Raw genomic sequence first — 17,472 nt, 5'->3', positions numbered from 1 at the left:
CCTCCGCATCGTCACCGCCGTCGGCGGCGTCACCTGCCCAGGTCTGGGCCTCGGAATCAGTCACGGTCAATGCGAGTCACCCCCGCTGTCGTCTTCTGGCCGACCTCGACGTCGACCTCGACCCCTTCGGGAAGGTAGATGTCGACGCGCGACCCGAAGCGGATCAGCCCGATGCGCTCGCCCTGCTCGACCTTCGTGCCCTGAGGGATGTAGGGAACGATACGGCGGGCGACGGCACCGGCGATCTGGATCATCTCGATGTCACCGAGCTCGGTGTCGAAGTGCCACACCACCCGCTCGTTGTTCTCGCTCTCCTTGTTGAAGGCGGGAACGAAGCCACCGGGGATGTGCTCGACCGACGTCACCGTGCCCGCGAGGGGAGCGCGGTTCACGTGCACGTTCAGCGGGCTCATGAAGATCGCGACACGGGTGCGACCGTCCTTCCACGGCATGATGCTCTGCACCACACCGTCGGCCGGGGAGATGACCCGGCCCGGGGCGATCTCGCGCTCGGGGTCGCGGAAGAACCACAGCATGCCGGCCGCCAGAGCGGTGGTCGGGACGGCGAGTGCTGCGGCCTTCTTGGAACGACGCGAGCGCGCCAGGCTCAGTGCGGCCGTGGCGACGGTCGGAAGAAGCCACGGCGATGCTCCGCGCGCAAGGCGACCACCGAGGAAGCCGTCGCGTGGTGCAGAGGTTTGGCTGTGGGGCATGGATGACCTTCGTAGCGGATGAGGCCGCGCTGGTTACGGGGGGACGGCGGCTTTTCCCGGGATGGTATCGGTTGCGAGCCACAACTGGGCAAGCCAGGAAGCGACATCAGGCAGTGAGGCTCGGCCGAAGAGCGCCTACGGGGTGTGATCTTCTTCGCGAAGAAAATACCCCCAACTAGGACACATCGGAAGGACTCAGCCCTGGAACCTGTACTCCTCGAGCAGACGGCGTCCAATGATCATTTTCTGGATCTCGGCGGTACCTTCGCCGATCAACAGCATCGGAGCCTCGCGGTACAGGCGCTCGATCTCGTACTCCTTCGAGAACCCGTACCCGCCATGAATACGGAACGCGTCCTCCACGACTTCTTTGCAGTATTCGGAGGCCAGGTACTTCGCCATTCCCGCTTCGAGGTCGTTTCGTTCCCCCGAGTCCTTTTTGCGTGCTGCATTCACCATCATCGCATGGGCGGCTTCCACCTTGGTAGCCATCTCGGCCAGCTTGAACTGGATCGCCTGGTGCTGAGCGATGGGCTTTCCGAAAGTGTGTCGTTGCTGGGCGTAAGCGACACCCAGCTCGAATGCACGCTGAGCGACGCCGCAGCCACGCGCCGCCACATTAACGCGGCCGACTTCGACACCGTCCATCATTTGGTAAAACCCTCGGCCGGTGGAGCCCCCCAGCACACGATTGGCTGGAATACGTAGCCCGTCCATGATGAGTTCGGTGGTGTCGACCCCCTTGTAACCCATCTTGTCGATCTTCCCGGGGATGGTCAGGCCCGGCCGGACCTCACCGAACCCGGGCTCCTTCTCCACCAGGAAGGTCGTCATCGACTTGTGCGGGGCCGTGCCCTCGGGATGACCTTCGTCACTTCGCGTGAGAACGGCCACAAGCGTTGACGTCCCGCCGTTGGTGAGCCACATCTTCTGGCCGTTCAGGACGTATTCGTCGCCGTCCTTGACCGCCTTCGACGTGATCGCCGACACATCGGAACCGAGGCCCGGCTCGGACATCGAGAACGCGCCACGCACCTCGCCGAGCGCCATCCGCGGCAGGAAGTGCTCCTTCTGCTCCTGCGTTCCGTGCTGCTTCAGCATGTAGGCGACGATGAAGTGCGTGTTGATGATGCCGGAGACCGACATCCAGCCACGCGCTATCTCCTCCACGCACAGCGCGTACGTGAGCAGCGACTCGCCCAGACCCCCGTACTCCTCGGGGATCATGAGACCGAACAGGCCCAGCTCCTTGAGCCCGTCGACGATCTCCTGCGGGTACTCGTCGCGGTGCTCCAGCTCGGTCGCGACCGGGATGATCTCCTTGTCCACGAAGTCCCGGACGGTGGAGAGGATCTCCTGCTGCACGTCGTTCAGGCCGTGGGTCTGGGCGAGTCGGCTCATGGTTACTTGCTCTCCCGAAGTTCCGGGCGGCCGGGCTGCTCGCCGCCGCGCTCCTTGATGTACGTCTCGGTGGGCACCATCACCTTGCGGCGGAACACGCAGACCAGCGTGCCGTCCTGCTTGTAGCCCTTGGTCTCCACGTGGACGATGCCGCGGTCCGACTTGGACCTCGAGGGCGTCTTGTCGAGGACCGTCGTCTCGCCGTAGATGGTGTCGCCGTGGAAGGTCGGCGCCACGTGCTTGAGCGACTCGATCTCCAGGTTGGCGATCGCCTTGCCCGAGACGTCCGGCACGGACATGCCGAGGAGCAGCGAGTAGACGTAGTTGCCGACGACGACGTTCTTCCCGAAGTCCGTCGTGCTCTCGGCGTAGTTGCTGTCCAGGTGGAGCGGGTGGTGGTTCATGGTCAGGAGACAGAAGAGGTGGTCGTCGTACTCCGTGACCGTCTTCCCGGGCCAGTGCTTGTAGACGTCCCCGACGGTGAACTCTTCGTAGGTGCGGCCGAATTGCATGGTCGTCACGCCTCCGGGGCTTCGAACTTCGACGTGCGCCGCATGCCGGCCGCGCGTCCCTTCCCGGAGATGACCAGCGCCATCTTCCGGCTGGCCTCGTCGATCATCTCGTCGCCGAGCATCGCCGAGCCCTTCTTGCCGCCCGCCTCGGACGTGTAGTAGTCGTACGCGTCCAGGATCAGCTCGGCGTGGTCGAAGTCCTCCTGGGACGGCGAGAAGATCTCGTTCGACGCCTCGACCTGGCCGGGGTGCAGCACCCACTTGCCGTCGAAGCCGAGCGCCGCGGCGCGCTGGGCGACCTCGCGGTAGCCGTCCACGTTGCGGATCTGGAGGTAGGGGCCGTCGATCGCCTGGAGGTCGTTGGCGCGGGCCGCCATCAGGATCTTCATCAGGATGTAGTGGTAGGCGTCGGCGCCGTAGCCGGGCGGCTGCTCGCCGACGACCAGCGACTTCATGTTGATGGACGCCATGAAGTCGGCCGGGCCGAAGATGATCGTCTCGACGCGCGGGGAGGCCTCCGCGATCGCGTTGACGTTGTTCAGGCCCCGGGCGTTCTCGATCTGCGCCTCGATGCCGATCTTGCCGACCTCGAAGCCCATCGTCTTCTCGATCTGGGTCAGCAGCAGGTCGAGCGCGACCACCTGGTCGGCCGTCTGCACCTTCGGCAGCATGATGCAGTCGAGGTTCTGGCCCGCGCCCTCCACGACGGTCACGACGTCGCGGTAGGTCCACTCGGTCGTCCAGTCGTTGACCCGCACGACGCGCGTCTTGCCCGTCCAGTCGCCCTCGTTCAGGAACTTGACGATGGTGTGCCGCGCCTCCGGCTTGGCGAGCGGCGCGCAGGCGTCCTCCAGGTCGAGGAAGACCTGGTCGGCCGGCAGACCCTGGGCCTTCTCCAGGAAGCGCGGGTTGCTTCCCGGGACCGCGAGGCAGGAGCGACGCGGCCGAAGGCGGTTCACGGGGCTGGTCATGCGGGGACCTCCAACGGGTCGAGGTGGTTCGCTTTCCGGATCTCGTCGACGATACGGCCGATGATCTCCGTGATGCCGAAGTCCTTGGGGGTGAAGACGGCGGCGACACCCGCCCGCTTCAGCTCCTCGGCGTCGGCGTTCGGAATGATGCCGCCGACGATCACGGGGATGTCGGTGGCGCCCGCCTCGCGCAGCCGTTCCAGGACGTCGGGCACCAGCTCGGCGTGCGACCCGGAGAGGATCGACAGGCCGACACAGTGCACGTCCTCGGCGAGCGCGGCGGACACGATCTGGTCGGGGGTGAGGCGGATGCCCTGGTAGACCACCTCGAACCCGGCGTCGCGGGCGCGGACGGCGATCTGCTCGGCGCCGTTGGAGTGGCCGTCCAGTCCCGGCTTGCCGACCAGCAGCCGGAGCTTGCCGCCCAGCTCGTCCCCGGTGCGGCGGACCTTCTCGCGGACGAGGGCGAGAGGGGTGCCCTCCTCCGCGGTCACCGCGACCGGCGCCGACGAGACGCCCGTGGGCGCCCGGAACTCGCCGAACACCTCGCGCAGCGCCCCGGCCCACTCGCCGGTCGTGACCCCGGCGCGGGCGCACTCGAGGGTGGCCTCCATGAGGTTCTCCGTCCCCTCGGCGGCCTCCTTGAGGCGGTCGAGGGCCTGCTGGGTGGTCGGGTAGTGGAACGGGTCGCCCATGCCCTGGCGGTCCGTCGACTCCTGACGGGTGGTGCGCCACTGGTCGATGGCCGCGATCACGCCCGCCTCGACCCCGTGGTCCACCGTCATGATGGCGGTGTCCAGGTCGGCGGTGAGCGGGTTCGGCTCGGTGCCCTCGTAGCAGTTCACACCGATGATCTTCTCCTCGCCGGCCTCGATCCGCGCCCTGCGCTCGGCGTGCGAGGAGACCAGCTGGGACTTCAGATAGCCCGATTCGACGGCGGCCATCGCGCCGCCCATCTCCTGGATCCGGTCGATCTCGGCGAAGGACTCGGCGACCAGCTCGTCGACCTTCTTCTCGATGACGTGCGAGCCCGCGAAGATGTCCTCGTACTCCAGGAGGTCGCTCTCGTGGGCGAGGACCTGCTGGATGCGCAGCGACCACTGCTGGTCCCAGGGCCGGGGCAGGCCCAGCGCCTCGTTCCAGGCCGGGAGCTGGACGGCGCGGGCGCGCGCGTCCTTCGACAGCGTCACGGCCAGCATCTCCAGGACGATCCGCTGGACGTTGTTCTCGGGCTGGGCTTCCGTCAGCCCCAGGGAGTTGACCTGCACCCCGTACCGGAAGCGGCGCTGCTTCGCGTTCTCGATGCCGTACCGCTCGCGCGTGATCCTGTCCCAGATCCGCCCGAACGCCCGCATCTTGCACATCTCCTCGATGAAGCGGACTCCCGCGTTCACAAAGAAGGAGATACGGGCCACGACGTCCCCGAACTTCTCGGCGGGGACCTGCCCTGAGTCGCGTACGGCATCGAGAACGGCAATGGCGGTGGACATCGCGTACGCGATCTCCTGGACCGGTGTGGCCCCCGCCTCCTGAAGGTGGTACGAGCAGATGTTGATCGGGTTCCACTTGGGGATGTTCGACACCGTGTAGGCGATCATGTCGGTCGTCAGCCGGAGCGAGGGTCCCGGCGGGAACACGTGGGTGCCCCGCGACAGGTACTCCTTGACGATGTCGTTCTGCGTGGTGCCCTGGAGCGTGGCGATGTCCACGCCCTGCTCCTCGGCGACGACCTGGTAGAGCGCCAGAAGCCACATGGCCGTGGCGTTGATGGTCATCGAGGTGTTCATCTGCTCCAGGGGGATGTCCTGGAACAGGCGCCGCATGTCACCGAGGTGGGACACCGGGACGCCGACCCGGCCGACCTCGCCGCGGGCGAGGACGTGGTCGGGGTCGTACCCGGTCTGGGTCGGCAGGTCGAACGCGACCGACAGACCCGTCTGGCCCTTGGCGAGGTTGCGGCGGTACAGCTCGTTGGACGCCTCGGCCGTGGAGTGACCGGCATAGGTGCGCATCAGCCACGGCCGGTCCTTCTGACGCTCAGTCATGAGCCGGTGAACCTCCGTCGGTTCAGATGTTGCGGAAGCGGTTGATGGCGTCGATGTGCTGGGCACGCTTGGCGTGGTCGCGCACGCCCAGGCCCTCCTCGGGGGCCAGGCAGAGCACGCCGACCTTGCCCTGGTGGGCGTTGCGGTGCACGTCGTGTGCGGCCTGGCCGGTGTCCTCGAGGGAGTACACCTTCGACAGGGTCGGGTGGATCTTGCCCTTGGCGATCAGGCGGTTGGCCTCCCACGCCTCGCGGTAGTTGGCGAAGTGGGAGCCGATGATCCGCTTCAGCGACATCCACAGGTAGCGGTTGTCGTACTCGTGCATGTAGCCCGAGGTGGAGGCGCAGGTGGTGATGGTGCCGCCCTTGCGGGTGACGAAGACGGAGGCGCCGAAGGTCTCGCGGCCGGGGTGCTCGAAGACGATGTCGATGTCCTCGCCGCCGGTCAGGTCGCGGATGCGCTTGCCGAAGCGCTTCCACTCCTTGGGGTCCTGGGTCTGGTCGTCCTTCCAGAACTTGTAGCCCTCGGCGCTGCGGTCGATGATCGCCTCGGCGCCCATCGAGCGGCAGATGTCCGCCTTCTGGTCGCTGGAGACGACACAGATCGGGTTGGCGCCGCCGGCCAGCGCGAACTGCGTCGCGTAACTGCCGAGGCCGCCGCTCGCGCCCCAGATCAGGACGTTGTCGCCCTGCTTCATGCCGGCGCCGTTGCGGGAGACCAGCTGGCGGTAGGCGGTCGAGTTCACGAGGCCGGGAGCGGCCGCCTCCTCCCAGCTGAGGTGGCCCGGCTTCGGCATCAGCTGGTTGGACTTGACGAGCGCGATCTCGGCGAGGCCGCCGAAGTTGGTCTCGAAGCCCCAGATGCGCTGCTCGGGGTCGAGCATCGTGTCGTTGTGGCCGTCCGAGGACTCCAGCTCGACGCTGAGGCAGTGGGCGACGACCTCGTCACCGGGCTGCCAGGTGTTGACGCCCGGGCCGGTGCGCAGGACGACGCCCGCGAGGTCGGAGCCGATGATGTGGTACGGCAGGTCGTGCCGCTTGGCCAGGTCGTTCGTGCGGCCGTAGCGCTCCAGGAACCCGAAGGTGGAGAGCGGCTCGAAGATCGAGGTCCACACCGAGTTGTAGTTCACGGAGGAGGCCATGACGGCCACGAGCGCCTCGCCCGGACCGAGCTCGGGCACCGGGACCTCGTCCAGGTGGATCGACTTGCGCGGGTCCTTCTCGCGCGTGGTGAGTCCTTCGAACATCTCCGTCTCGTCCTTGTGCACGGTGATCGCGCGGTACGAGTCGGGGATCGGCAGAGCGGCGAAGTCGGCAGACGTGGCGGTCCGCGACTGAATCGCGTCCAGGATGTCCTTCACGGTGTTGCCTCCGGCGAAGAGCGTTGAGGGAACGCTGGTCGGGGTGTGGCTGTACAGGGGCTGCGGTGGTGCTGATGAGGGGTGTGCCGTCGGTTCGGCGGGGTGGTGCTCCGGCAGCGCTTGGTGTGGCGCGGAAGGGTGCCTGTGACGCAGGCGTCCGGGCGCGCGGGCCGTGGCTCGCGGGGACAGTCGGCTTCCGGAAGTTCTCCGTCCGCCGGCCGCCCGGACACCTTCAACGTATGGCACACCGTGACAGCTGGCAAGGCACTGCGTGCCATTGGTTTCGCTCAGATGAAATCTTTACGCTTCAGGCGAGCGATGATCGATCATTCGAGGTCAGAGTGGGGTTGTGGCTGGTCCGGGGGATCGATGATCGATCACGGGGGTGCGGTGAGCGTGGGTCGGGGTATGCGAAAGGCGTCTGACGTGGCACTGCGTGCCATGTCAGACGCCTTGAGGTCTCGTCTTCGTCCGCGGGCCCGGTGGGGGCTGGTCGCGCAGTTCCCCGCGCCCCTGAGATGCGCACTGCGTGCGCCATCTCATCAACAGAGGCGCGCGAAGCCGCAGCCTGAGGGGAAGGCGGCGCGAAGCGCCTGCCTCAGGGGCGCGGGGAACTGCGCGAGAAGCGGCCACCGGCCGTCAGTCGGACGACGACCCCCCTACCGGTCGCGCAGAGCTTCCTCGATGGTGCGCATGACCTCGGAGAGGGGCGCGTCGGTGCGGGCCACCGTCACCAGGACCTCGCCGGAGTGGGACACCTGCGCGGCCGGGACGGCCTCGGCGGCGGGGGTGCGGCCGGCGCCGATCCCGGTACCGAACGTGCGCCGCACGATGGCGAAGGCGTGGTCCAGCTGAGTCTCCACGTCACCCTGCCCACCGGCCCGCAGCCAGCGCCGCAGCACGTGGTTGTGGGCGGTCACGACGGCGGACGCGGCGACCTCGGCGAGCAGCGGGTCGTCGTTGCCGTCGTGATGCGCCTCCTCGTCGAAGTGCCCGAGGAGATAGCGCGTGAAGAGCCGCTCGTACCGCGCGACCGAGGCGATCTCGGCCTCGCGCAGCGTCGGCACCTCGCGGGTCAGCCGGTACCGCTCGACGGCCACCGTCGGCGACGAGGCGTACATCTTCATGACTTCCTTGATGCCGCGGCACACCGTGTCCAGCGGGTGCTCGTGCGGCGGTGCCGCGTTCAGCACGGCCTCGGCGCGCACCAGGGTGTCGTCGTGGTCCGGGAAGATCGCCTCTTCCTTGGAGCGGAAGTGCCGGAAGAAGGTGCGGCGGGCGACCCCGGCCGCCGCCGCGATCTCGTCGACCGTCGTCGCCTCGTACCCCTTGGTGGCGAAGAGCTCCATCGCCGCCGCCGCCAGCTCGCGGCGCATCTTGAGCCGCTGCGCCGCGGCCCGGCTGCTCGCCGCGCTCTCCGGAGCCTCCGAGCCGCCGGCAACGGCGCTCGTGGCGGATGTACGGGAGGACCGGTCGGCCTTGGCAGCGGGCGTCATGACCCGAACGTACTGCATGTACGTTCCAAAACGCTCCCCGGTTGACGGGCCGCCCGATGCTCCGAGCAGCCCGCCCCAACCGGCCCCCGACTCCGCTCCCGGCTCAGCGCCGGGCATATTCGCGGAAGCCACGGCCGGTCTTGCGGCCGAGGCAGCCCGCGGCCACCAGGTGCTCCAGGAGCGGCGCGGGCGCGAGGCCCGGGTCGCGGAACTCGCGGTGCAGCACCTTCTCGATCGCGAGCGAGACGTCCAGGCCCACCACGTCGAGGAGTTCGAACGGACCCATCGGGTAGCCGCCGCCGAGCTTCATCGCGGCGTCGATGTCGTCGAGCGACGCGTAGTGCTCCTGCACCATCTTGACCGCGTTGTTCAGGTACGGGAACAGCAAAGCGTTCACGATGAATCCGGCGCGGTCCCCGCAGTCCACGGGGTGCTTGCGCACCTTCAGGGTCAGATCGCGGACGGTCGCGTGCACGTCCTCGGCCGTCAGCACGGTCCGCACGACCTCGACGAGCTTCATCGCGGGCGCCGGGTTGAAGAAGTGCATCCCGATCACGTCCTGCGGCCGCGAGGTGGCCCGGGCGCAGGCGACCACCGGCAGCGAGGAGGTGGTCGTCGCCAGGATCGCGCCCGGCTTGCACACCTTGTCGAACGTGGCGAACAGCTGCTGCTTGATCTCCAGGTCCTCGGCGACGGCCTCGAGCGCGAGGTCGACGTCGGCGAAGGCGTCGTAGGAACCGGCCGGGGTGATCAGGGCCAGCGTCGCCTCGGCGGCCTCGGCCGTCATCCGGCCCTTGTCGACAGAGCGCTTCAGGGACTTGCCGATCCGGGCCTTGGCCGCCTGCGCCTTCTCCTCGCTGCGGGCGGCGAGCACGACCGCGTACCCGGCCTTCGCGAACACCTCGGCGATCCCGGAGGCCATGGTCCCCGAGCCCGCGACACCGACGGACTCGACGGTGCGGAAGGGCGCGGCGAGGGCGTCGGTCAGCGGCGTCAGCGCGTCCCGCACCACCACGGAGCTGCCCGGCTCCTCGTACGTGTAGAAGCCGCGGCCCGTCTTGCGCCCGGTCAGACCGGCCTCGCTGAGCTGCTTGAGGATCGGCGCGGGGGCGTGCAGCCGGTCCCGGGACTCCGCGTACATGGCGTCGAGGACGGTCCGGGCGGTGTCGATGCCGATCAGGTCGAGCAGGGCGAGCGGCCCCATCGGCAGCCCGCAGCCGAGCCGCATCGCGGCGTCGATGTCCTCGCGGGAGGCGTACTTGGCCTCGTACATCGCGGCGGCCTGGTTGAGGTAGCCGAACAGCAGCCCGTCGGCCACGAAGCCCGGCCGGTCGCCGACGGCCACCGGCTCCTTGCCCAGTTCGAGCGCCAGGTCGGTGACGGCGGCCACGGCGGCCGGCGCGGTGAGCACGGACGAGACGACCTCGACGAGCTTCATCGCGGGCGCCGGGTTGAAGAAGTGCAGGCCCAGGACGCGCTCGGGGCGCGCGGAGTCGGCGGCGAGCCGGGTCACGGACAGCGCGTTGGTCCCGGTCGCGAGGATGGCGTCGGGGCGGACGATCCCGTCCAGTTCGCGGAAGATCTGCTGCTTGATCTCGTACGACTCCGGGGCCACCTCGATCACGAGGTCGGCGTCGGCCGCGGCCTGCAGATCGGTGAACGTACGGAACCGCGCGAGGAGGTCGGCCCGGTCCTGCTCGGTGAGGTGCTCCCGGCGCACCGCACGCGCCGTGGAGGCCTCCAGGGAGGCGACGGCCTGCGCGGTGGCGGCCTCGCTGATGTCGATGCCGATGACCTCGCGGCCTGCGCGGGCCAGGACCTCGGCGATGCCGGTGCCCATGGTGCCGAGGCCGACGACGGCGACCGTCGGGAAAAGGGCGGTACGGGACAGAGGAGCGTCCATCCGGGGACTCCAGGAAGTGAGGGTGACGACGAGGGGCGCACACGGCCACGCCAACGGGCGTGCGGCGTACGGGAGCTGAGCGGGCGATGCGGATGCCCGGACTCGTGTGAGGAGAGCCACGCGCGAAGAGCCCACGCGCGGCGCGGAGGTGGAACCGACCGGCCCTGTCCCAAGCCGTGTCGTACCGAACCGACGAACACTCGCGGCGGCTGCGTCACCAGGCCACCGAGAGGTGTGCTGCGGGAAGTGTGCCCCGCTCACATGAGATTAACCGGCGAGTAACGAGCGCGCCAGCCCTCGTCGTTGACGAGTCTGTGTGATCTATGTCGCCGCAGGCCCGGGGGGACGTAGCCTCGACACATGGACGAAGAGTCGCGAACGGTGACAGAGCGCATCCGGAAGGAATCCGGCGGCACCCCCGCCTTCGAGCAGCTCGCCGCCACGGACGACCCGGACGCGCTGGCCGCGGTCCTCACGGCGCCCGAACAGCCTCTGTGGGCACGTGAGTTCGCCGCCCACCGGCTCGGCACAGCGGGTGACCGCCGCGCCTTCGAGTCCCTGATCCTGCTGCTCAATCACCGCGATCCCGAGCGCTGCGCCGGTGCCGCGCACGCCCTCGCCGTCCTCGGCGACCCGCGCACGGCCCGCGCCGCGGCGGCCCTCGCCACGAACGAGCTGCGCGTGGCCTACGCCCTGCACCCGGTCCGCCTGCTGACCCAGCTGCGCGCCCCCGAGTCCGCCCCGGCCCTGATCACCACCCTGCGCCGCCGCCTCGCCCCGCACGACCCGTACCGCAAGGTGGCCCTGGCCTGCGTGGAGGGCCTGGGCAGCCTCGCGGACCCGCGGGCCCGCGAGGTACTCAAGGAGGCGGCCACGCATCCGAGGCTCGCGATGGCGGCGGAGGCGGCCCTGGCCAGGCTGCCCCGGGGATAGGGCCCACTCGCGCCACGGGCCCCTCCTCACCCGCCGTCCACGCTCCCGGTCAGCGGGTCCGGAACCCGAGCAGCCGGTGCAGCGCCGCGCCGCTCGTCGCGCCCCGGGGTGCGGTCTCCCGGGTCGCCAGCGGCTTCGGGTCCGGCAGCTTCCGGCACACCGCGTCGGCGATGCCGTGGCCGCGCGGCACCTTCCCGGTCGCCAGATACGCGGACAGGTACCCGTCCAGACAGGTGCTGCCGCTGAGCGTGATCCCGTGATTGCCGCCGCCCTGCTCCACCACCAGGCTGGAGCCGCGCAGGAGTTGATGGACGCGCACGCCGCCCTCGTACGGGGTCGCCGCGTCGTCCGTCGCCTGGAACAGCAGCACCGGCGGCAGGGCGTCGTTGCCGACGTCGGCCCGCTCCAGCGGCGGGACCGGCCAGGACGCGCACGGCGCGTTGTACCAGGCGTTGTTCCAGGTGGAGAACGGCGCCTTCGTGCTCATCGCCGCGTTGTCCCGGTGCCACCGGCGCCAGTCGCGCGGCCACGCGGCGTCCCGGCACTGCACGGCCGTGTAGACGCTGTAGCCGTTGTCGCCCGCGGCGTCGACCGCGCCGAAGTTCTCGTACGCGCCGACCAGCGCGTCAGCGTCCTTCTTGGTCACGTACGCGGAGAACGCCTCCGCGAGATGGGGCCAGTAGCCGTTGTAGTAGGCGCCCGGCAGGAACGTGTCCTCCAGCTCGCCCGCGCCGACCGTGCCGCCGGCCGGCTTCTTCGTGACCGCGTCGCGCATCGCGTACCACTTGGCCTCGACCTTCGCCGGGTCCTTGCCGAGCCGGTACGTCGCGTCGTACTTGGCGACCCACGCCATGAAGGCCTGGTGCCGGGTGTTGAAGGCGAGGTCCTGGTCGAGGTTGTCCCGGTACCAGGCGCCGTCCGGGTCGACGATCGAGTCGAGGACGAGCCGCCGCACCCGCTCCGGGAAGTGCTTCGCGTAGACCGCGCCCAGGTAGGTGCCGTACGAGTAACCGAAGTAGTTGATCTTCCGCGCGCCGAGGGCCGCCCGGATCAGGTCCATGTCCTTGGCGGTGCTCACCGTGTCGATGTACGGCAGCACATCGTGGTACTTGGACTCGCAGGCCTGGGCGAAGGCGGCCGCGCGCTTGGTGTTGGTCCGCTCGATCGCCCGCGTCGTCGGCACGCTCGACGGCCGCACCGGGTCGAAGTGGCCGGGCTCGCAGTCGAGCGCCGGTTCGCTCTTGCCGACCCCGCGCGGGTCGAACCCGATCACGTCGTACTGCGCGGCGACCTTCTTCGGCAGGCTCGTCGCCACGAACCCGGCGAGCGAGAGCCCGCTGCCGCCGGGGCCGCCCGGATTGACCAGCAGCGGACCCTGCGAGGTCTTCGCCGTGTGCGGGATCCGTGACAGGGCGATGCTGATCCACTGCCCGTAGGCGTTGGCGTGGTCGAGCGGCACCTTCAACGACCCGCACTGCAAAGTGGGCTGGTCCGGGGTGCCGCACTTCTTCCAGGTGATGTGCGGCGTCGCCGGGGCGGGTGCGGCGTCGGCGGCGGGCGTGACGATCGCGGCTGCCGCCAGGGCGGCGATCCCGCACAGGGCTCCTGCGCGTTTCTTCATGGGGCCTCCCGAGGCGGAGAGGGGCAAGGCCGCGAATCCACGGCTCCCGGCTGCATGTTCCCGGAAACCCCGCCCAGAAGAATCCGTTCTGCGGAACTTGACCCGATTGCACCCAGGCCCCGGACGCCCATGGGTGGGTGACCCGGCGTCAGAGATGTCAGAGGAGAGACAGCTGGGTGGGGCCGGTCTCCGCCTCGGTGGGCGCCTCCCGCTCCGGGATCCGCCGCCGCGCCGCCGCTCGCGAGGGCCCGATGCCGAACTCCTCGGCCAGCTCGTGCACCTGCCGGGTCACCCGCCGCTGGTACCACTTCGGCGCGTAGGAGCCCTCCGCGTACAGCCGCTCGTAGCGCCGTACGAGGTGGGGGTGGTGCTGCGCCAGCCAGCCCATGAACCACTCCCGTGCCCCCGGCCGCAGATGCAGCACGAGCGGGGTGACGGAGGTCGCGCCCGCCCGCGCGATCGCCCGCACCGTCGCCCGCAGCTGGTCCGGGTGGTCGCCGAGGAACGGGATCACCGGCGCCATCAGCACCCCGCACCCGATCCCGGCGTCCGCGAGGGCGCGTACGACATCGAGCCGGCGCTCGGGAGCGGGCGTGCCCGGCTCGACGGTGCGCCACAACTCCTGGTCCACGAAGCCCACCGAGACGGAGATCCCGACGTCGGTCACCTCGGCCGCCTGCCGCAGCAGCGGCAGATCGCGCAGGATCAGCGTGCCCTTCGTCAGGATGCTGAACGGGTTGGCGTAGTCCCGCAGCGCCTCCAGGATCCCGGGCATCAGCCGGTAGCGTCCCTCGGCCCGCTGGTAGCAGTCGACGTTGGTGCCCATCGCGATGTGCTCGCCGTGCCAGCGGCGCGAGGCGAGATGGCGGCGCAGCAGCTCCGGCGCGTTCACCTTCACCACGATCTGGCTGTCGAAGCCGAGCCCGGTGTCCAGGTCCAGGTAGCTGTGCGTGTTGCGCGCGAAGCAGTAGACGCAGGCGTGGGTGCAGCCCCGGTACGGATTGACGGTCCACTCGAACGGCATCCGGGACGCGCCCGGCACCCGGTTCACGATGGACCGGGCCCGGATCTCGTGGAACGTCACACCACTGAACTCCGGGGTGTCGACGGTGCGGGTCACGACCGCGTCCGCACCGAAGAGCGCGGCGTCCCCGGCCCGCCCGTGGTCCATGGGCTCGTCCCTGAGTCCGGTGAGGTTCTCCCAGCGCATGACGCCTCCTCGGTAGCACTGGCCACAGAATAGAACACATGTTCCCTTGATCGTGCGAACCCCGATTTTGGCGGCTGGCGGGCGGGGTGGTTGGCTTGGCACCACTCGTGCAGGACCCGGAAGAACCAAGTGCTGGAGGAAGAGTCATGGCGCAGGTCGAGGCCACCACGGAGCGGGTCGTCACCGCGAAGCCGGACGACGTGTTCGACGCCCTCGCCGACTACAACGGCACCCGTCAGAAGCTGCTGCCCGAGCACTTCAGCGAGTACGACGTCCAGAAGGGCGGCGACGGCGAGGGCACCGTCGTGCACTGGAAGCTCCAGGCCACCAGCAAGCGCGTCCGTGACTGCCTGCTCGACGTGAGCGAGCCGACCGAGGGCGAGCTCGTCGAGACGGACCGGAACTCGTCGATGGTGACGACCTGGCGCGTCACCCCCGCCGGCGAGGGCAAGTCCCGCGTCGTCGTCTCGACGGTCTGGAACGGCGCGGGCGGCATCGGCGGCTTCTTCGAGAAGACCTTCGCCCCCAAGGGGCTCGGCCGCATCTACGACGCCCTCCTCGCCAACCTGGCCGCCGAGGTCGAGAAGTAGCCCACCCGTCGGCGCGTCCGCCGGAACTCCTGCCGGCGCGCCCGCCGCGGCGGGCGCCCCGCATGTCCGTGCGGTGCTCACCGATTCGAGTGGTTCTCGTTTCGCGCCGGTTGTACGCCGTAGGGCTCCGACCGGCGCATACGTCCATCAGGCCCGCCTGAACAGCGATTCGTCGCGCTTGCTCCCCGTTGTCGCGCAATGCGAGAAATGGGCGCGCAAGAGTGACGAGGGGAGCTGCAGGTGGGCACGACGACGCTGGTGACCGAGGCGGCCGGGGAGCGGCGTGCCGCCCCCGAGCCGCCGGTGACCGATCTCCCGACGGAATCCCGGACGGAGGTCCGACCGGCCGAGGCCGCGCCGCAGTTGCCCGCCCACGGGCTCAGCCCGAGCCGGGTGCGCATGGTCTTCGTCGGGCTGATGCTGGCCCTGCTGCTCGCCGCGCTCGACCAGATGATCGTCGCCACCGCGCTGCCGAAGATCGTCGGTGAGCTGCACGGCCTCGACAAGATGTCCTGGGCGATCACCGCCTACCTGCTGACCTCCACCATCGGCCTGCCGATCTACGGCAAGCTCGGCGACCTCTTCGGCCGCAAGGGCGTCTTCCAGTTCGCCATCGCCGTCTTCGTCATCGGCTCCGCGCTCGCGGGCCGCGCGCAGAACATGGACCAGCTCATCGCGTACCGCGCCGTCCAGGGCGTCGGCGCGGGCGGCCTCATGATCGGCGTCCAGGCGATCATGGGCGACATCGTCCCGCCCCGCGAACGCGGCCGCTACATGGGCCTGATCGGCGCCGCCTTCGGCCTCGCCTCCGTCGCGGGCCCGCTGCTCGGCGGCTACTTCACCGACCACCTCTCGTGGCGCTGGTGCTTCTACATCAACGTCCCCTTCGGGCTCGTCACCCTCGCCGTGACGGCCGTGGTCCTCAAGCTCCCCAAGCCCACGAAGCGGGCCCGCCTCGACGTCCTCGGCGCACTGCTGCTCGCCGCCGCGTCGACCTGCCTGGTCCTGCTGACCAGTTGGGGCGGCACGGAGTACGCGTGGGGCGACAAGGTCATCATCGGGCTCGGTGCCGGGGCCGTCGTCTCCTGCGCGCTGTTCGTCGTCGCCGAGAAGTACGCGGCCGAACCCCTGATCCCGCTGCGGCTGTTCCGCGACTCGGTCTTCAACCTCAGCGGCCTGGTCGGCATGGTCGTCGGCGTCGCGCTCTTCGGCGCGGCCAGCTATCTGCCGACCTTCCTGCAGATGGTCGACGGCGCCACCGCAACCGAGTCCGGCCTGCTGATGCTCCCCATGATGGGCGGCGTCGTCGGCGCCTCGATCATCTCCGGCCAGCTCATCAGCCACACCGGCCGCTACAAGATCTACCCGGTCCTCGGCGGCGCCCTGTCGACCCTCGGCATGTTCCTGCTGTCCCGCCTCGAAGTCGACACCCCGCGCCTGGAGTACAGCGTCTACATGGCCGTGCTCGGCGCCGGAATCGGCCTGATCATGCCGGTGCTGGTGCTCGCCGTGCAGAACTCGGTCCGCGCGTCCGACCTCGGCACGGCGACCAGCGCCAACAACTACTTCCGGCAGATCGGCGGCAGCGTCGGCGCCGCGATCTTCGGCACGCTCTTCGCCAACCGGCTCGGCGACGCGCTCGCCGACCGGCTGCCGCGCGGCGGCGACCTGCCCGACGCCGAGTCCATCACTCCGCAGCTCGTGCACGCGATGCCCCCGGCGCTGCGCACCCCGTACATCGAGGCGTACGCCGACGCGATGCCCCGGATCTTCCTCTACCTGGTGCCGGTCCTGCTCCTGGGCCTGGTCCTCGCCTTCTTCCTCAAGGAGACCCCGCTGTTGTCCAGTGCCGCCCCCTCCCCGTCCCCGCAGCCCGTCGTCCCCGCGCAGGAGCGTGCCCTGACGTACGCCGCCGGTGTCCCGGTGTGCGGCACCGTGCAGCACCCCGACGGCACGGTCGTGCCGCGCGCGGCACTCACCCTCATCGACGTCGGCGGCACCCAGATCGGGCGGGGCGCCAGCGGCGAGGACGGCCGCTATGCCCTGTCGACGCCCGGCGCCGGCTCCTACGTCCTGATCGCGGCGGCCGGCGGCCACCAGCCGCAGGCCGTCACGGTGACCGTCGGCGAGCGTCCCGTCGAACTCGACGTCGTCCTCGGCGGCGCCGGCCGGCTCGCGGGCTCCGTCCTCACCGCGGACGGCACGCCCGTACGGGACGCGACCGTCACGCTGACGAACGTGCACGGCGAGGTCGTCTCCACCACCCGCAGCGGCCGTGAGGGCGGCTACGTCATCACCGACCTGGTCGCGGGGGAGTACACGCTGGCGGCCAGCGCTCCCGCCTACCGGCCCGCCGCGCTTCCCGTCACCGTCATGGCCTCCCGGGAGACCCGGCAGGACGTGGAACTGGCCGGCGGCGCGGTGCTGCGCGGCACGGTGCGCGCGGGGGGCGGGCGCGTGGTGGAGGACGCCCGGGTCACCCTGCTCGACGCCGCGGGCAATGTCGTCGACACCCTGACCACGGGCCCGGACGGCACCTTCCGCTTCGTCGATCTGTCGTCGGGGGAGTACACGGTCATCGCCGCCGGATATCCGCCGGTGGCCACGGTTCTCCAGGTCGCGGGCGGCGGCCGCACCGAGCGCGATCTTCAGCTGGGCCACGAGGATTAGCCGGCGCCCCTTACGGGGCGCTTCGGACGCCGGCCGCCGGGTCCCCG

Annotated in this window: 13 protein-coding genes; 3 read left to right on the top strand and 10 right to left on the bottom strand. The window is 69.8% G+C overall.

What is annotated here, in order from left to right; all coding sequences use genetic code 11:
- Positions 1–56: 56 nt before the first annotated feature.
- The 8 genes from ABT127_RS06115 to ABT127_RS06080 form a co-directional block, all read right to left on the bottom strand.
- On the bottom strand, positions 57–713 hold the full coding sequence (locus ABT127_RS06115) for a phosphatidylserine decarboxylase (RefSeq protein ID WP_078506431.1): 657 nt from the start codon (positions 711–713) through the stop codon (positions 57–59).
- Positions 714–908: 195 nt separating this feature from the next.
- A complete protein-coding gene (locus tag ABT127_RS06110) occupies positions 909–2,114 on the bottom strand; it encodes an acyl-CoA dehydrogenase family protein (RefSeq protein ID WP_351445060.1) in 1,206 nt (401 codons plus the stop codon).
- 2 nt (positions 2,115–2,116) lie between these two features.
- On the bottom strand, positions 2,117–2,626 hold the full coding sequence (locus ABT127_RS06105; protein ID WP_351445423.1) for a MaoC family dehydratase: 510 nt from the start codon (positions 2,624–2,626) through the stop codon (positions 2,117–2,119).
- 5 nt (positions 2,627–2,631) lie between these two features.
- Entirely contained in the window at positions 2,632–3,597 is a 966-nt protein-coding gene (locus ABT127_RS06100; protein ID WP_351445058.1) for an HpcH/HpaI aldolase/citrate lyase family protein, read from the bottom strand.
- Positions 3,594–5,642, bottom strand: coding sequence for an ethylmalonyl-CoA mutase (locus ABT127_RS06095; RefSeq protein WP_351445056.1), 2,049 nt, complete (start codon positions 5,640–5,642; stop codon positions 3,594–3,596). The genes ABT127_RS06100 and ABT127_RS06095 overlap by 4 nt, the downstream gene beginning before the upstream one ends.
- A gap of 22 nt (positions 5,643–5,664) precedes the next feature.
- Entirely contained in the window at positions 5,665–7,002 is a 1,338-nt protein-coding gene (ccrA, locus tag ABT127_RS06090; protein WP_351445054.1) for a crotonyl-CoA carboxylase/reductase, read from the bottom strand.
- A 659-nt stretch (positions 7,003–7,661) separates the two neighbouring features.
- Positions 7,662–8,516 carry a TetR family transcriptional regulator gene (locus tag ABT127_RS06085; RefSeq protein WP_351445052.1) on the bottom strand — a complete coding sequence of 285 codons (855 nt, stop codon included), beginning with the start codon at positions 8,514–8,516 and terminating at the stop codon, positions 7,662–7,664.
- Positions 8,517–8,601: 85 nt separating this feature from the next.
- On the bottom strand, positions 8,602–10,401 hold the full coding sequence (locus ABT127_RS06080) for a 3-hydroxyacyl-CoA dehydrogenase family protein (RefSeq protein ID WP_351445050.1): 1,800 nt from the start codon (positions 10,399–10,401) through the stop codon (positions 8,602–8,604).
- 360 nt (positions 10,402–10,761) lie between these two features.
- On the opposite strand from ABT127_RS06080, the gene ABT127_RS06075 reads away from it, so the two are divergent.
- Positions 10,762–11,334, top strand: a complete 573-nt coding sequence (locus ABT127_RS06075; protein ID WP_351445048.1) for an adenylosuccinate lyase — start codon at positions 10,762–10,764, stop codon at positions 11,332–11,334.
- 49 nt (positions 11,335–11,383) lie between these two features.
- Here ABT127_RS06075 and ABT127_RS06070 read toward each other — a convergent pair whose 3' ends face one another.
- Together ABT127_RS06070 and ABT127_RS06065 are read right to left on the bottom strand one after the other, a co-directional pair.
- On the bottom strand, positions 11,384–12,955 hold the full coding sequence (locus ABT127_RS06070) for an alpha/beta hydrolase (protein WP_351445046.1): 1,572 nt from the start codon (positions 12,953–12,955) through the stop codon (positions 11,384–11,386).
- Between the two features lie 157 nt (positions 12,956–13,112).
- Entirely contained in the window at positions 13,113–14,165 is a 1,053-nt protein-coding gene (locus tag ABT127_RS06065; RefSeq protein ID WP_351445044.1) for an Rv2578c family radical SAM protein, read from the bottom strand.
- A gap of 146 nt (positions 14,166–14,311) precedes the next feature.
- Here ABT127_RS06065 and ABT127_RS06060 point away from each other — a divergent pair, with 146 nt between their 5' ends.
- Together ABT127_RS06060 and ABT127_RS06055 are read left to right on the top strand one after the other, a co-directional pair.
- Positions 14,312–14,755 (top strand): SRPBCC family protein, encoded by a 444-nt coding sequence (locus tag ABT127_RS06060; protein WP_351445042.1) that lies wholly within the window; start codon positions 14,312–14,314, stop codon positions 14,753–14,755.
- A gap of 240 nt (positions 14,756–14,995) precedes the next feature.
- The gene (locus tag ABT127_RS06055) at positions 14,996–17,425 is read left to right on the top strand and encodes an MFS transporter (protein ID WP_351445040.1); all 2,430 of its coding nucleotides are present in this window, start codon (positions 14,996–14,998) and stop codon (positions 17,423–17,425) included.
- Positions 17,426–17,472 lie beyond the last annotated feature (47 nt).

The organism is Streptomyces sp. NPDC001904 (assembly GCF_040297005.1).
Taxonomy (GTDB): domain Bacteria; phylum Actinomycetota; class Actinomycetes; order Streptomycetales; family Streptomycetaceae; genus Streptomyces.
Note: the sequence above shows the minus strand (reverse complement) of the source record. Positions and strands in the feature narration are given on the sequence as shown.

Bases quoted from the DNA above. Each gene is read 5' to 3' on its own strand.
- ABT127_RS06115 (WP_078506431.1), bottom strand. From the start codon at position 713: ATGCCCCACAGCCAAACCTCTGCACCACGCGACGGCTTCCTCGGTGGT.
- ABT127_RS06110 (WP_351445060.1), bottom strand. From the start codon at position 2,114: ATGAGCCGACTCGCCCAGACCCACGGCCTGAACGACGTGCAGCAGGAG.
- ABT127_RS06105 (WP_351445423.1), bottom strand. From the start codon at position 2,626: ATGCAATTCGGCCGCACCTACGAAGAGTTCACCGTCGGGGACGTCTAC.
- ABT127_RS06100 (WP_351445058.1), bottom strand. From the start codon at position 3,597: ATGACCAGCCCCGTGAACCGCCTTCGGCCGCGTCGCTCCTGCCTCGCG.
- ABT127_RS06095 (WP_351445056.1), bottom strand. From the start codon at position 5,642: ATGACTGAGCGTCAGAAGGACCGGCCGTGGCTGATGCGCACCTATGCC.
- ABT127_RS06085 (WP_351445052.1), bottom strand. From the start codon at position 8,516: ATGCAGTACGTTCGGGTCATGACGCCCGCTGCCAAGGCCGACCGGTCC.
- ABT127_RS06080 (WP_351445050.1), bottom strand. From the start codon at position 10,401: ATGGACGCTCCTCTGTCCCGTACCGCCCTTTTCCCGACGGTCGCCGTC.
- ABT127_RS06075 (WP_351445048.1), top strand. From the start codon at position 10,762: ATGGACGAAGAGTCGCGAACGGTGACAGAGCGCATCCGGAAGGAATCC.
- ABT127_RS06070 (WP_351445046.1), bottom strand. From the start codon at position 12,955: ATGAAGAAACGCGCAGGAGCCCTGTGCGGGATCGCCGCCCTGGCGGCA.
- ABT127_RS06065 (WP_351445044.1), bottom strand. From the start codon at position 14,165: ATGCGCTGGGAGAACCTCACCGGACTCAGGGACGAGCCCATGGACCAC.
- ABT127_RS06060 (WP_351445042.1), top strand. From the start codon at position 14,312: ATGGCGCAGGTCGAGGCCACCACGGAGCGGGTCGTCACCGCGAAGCCG.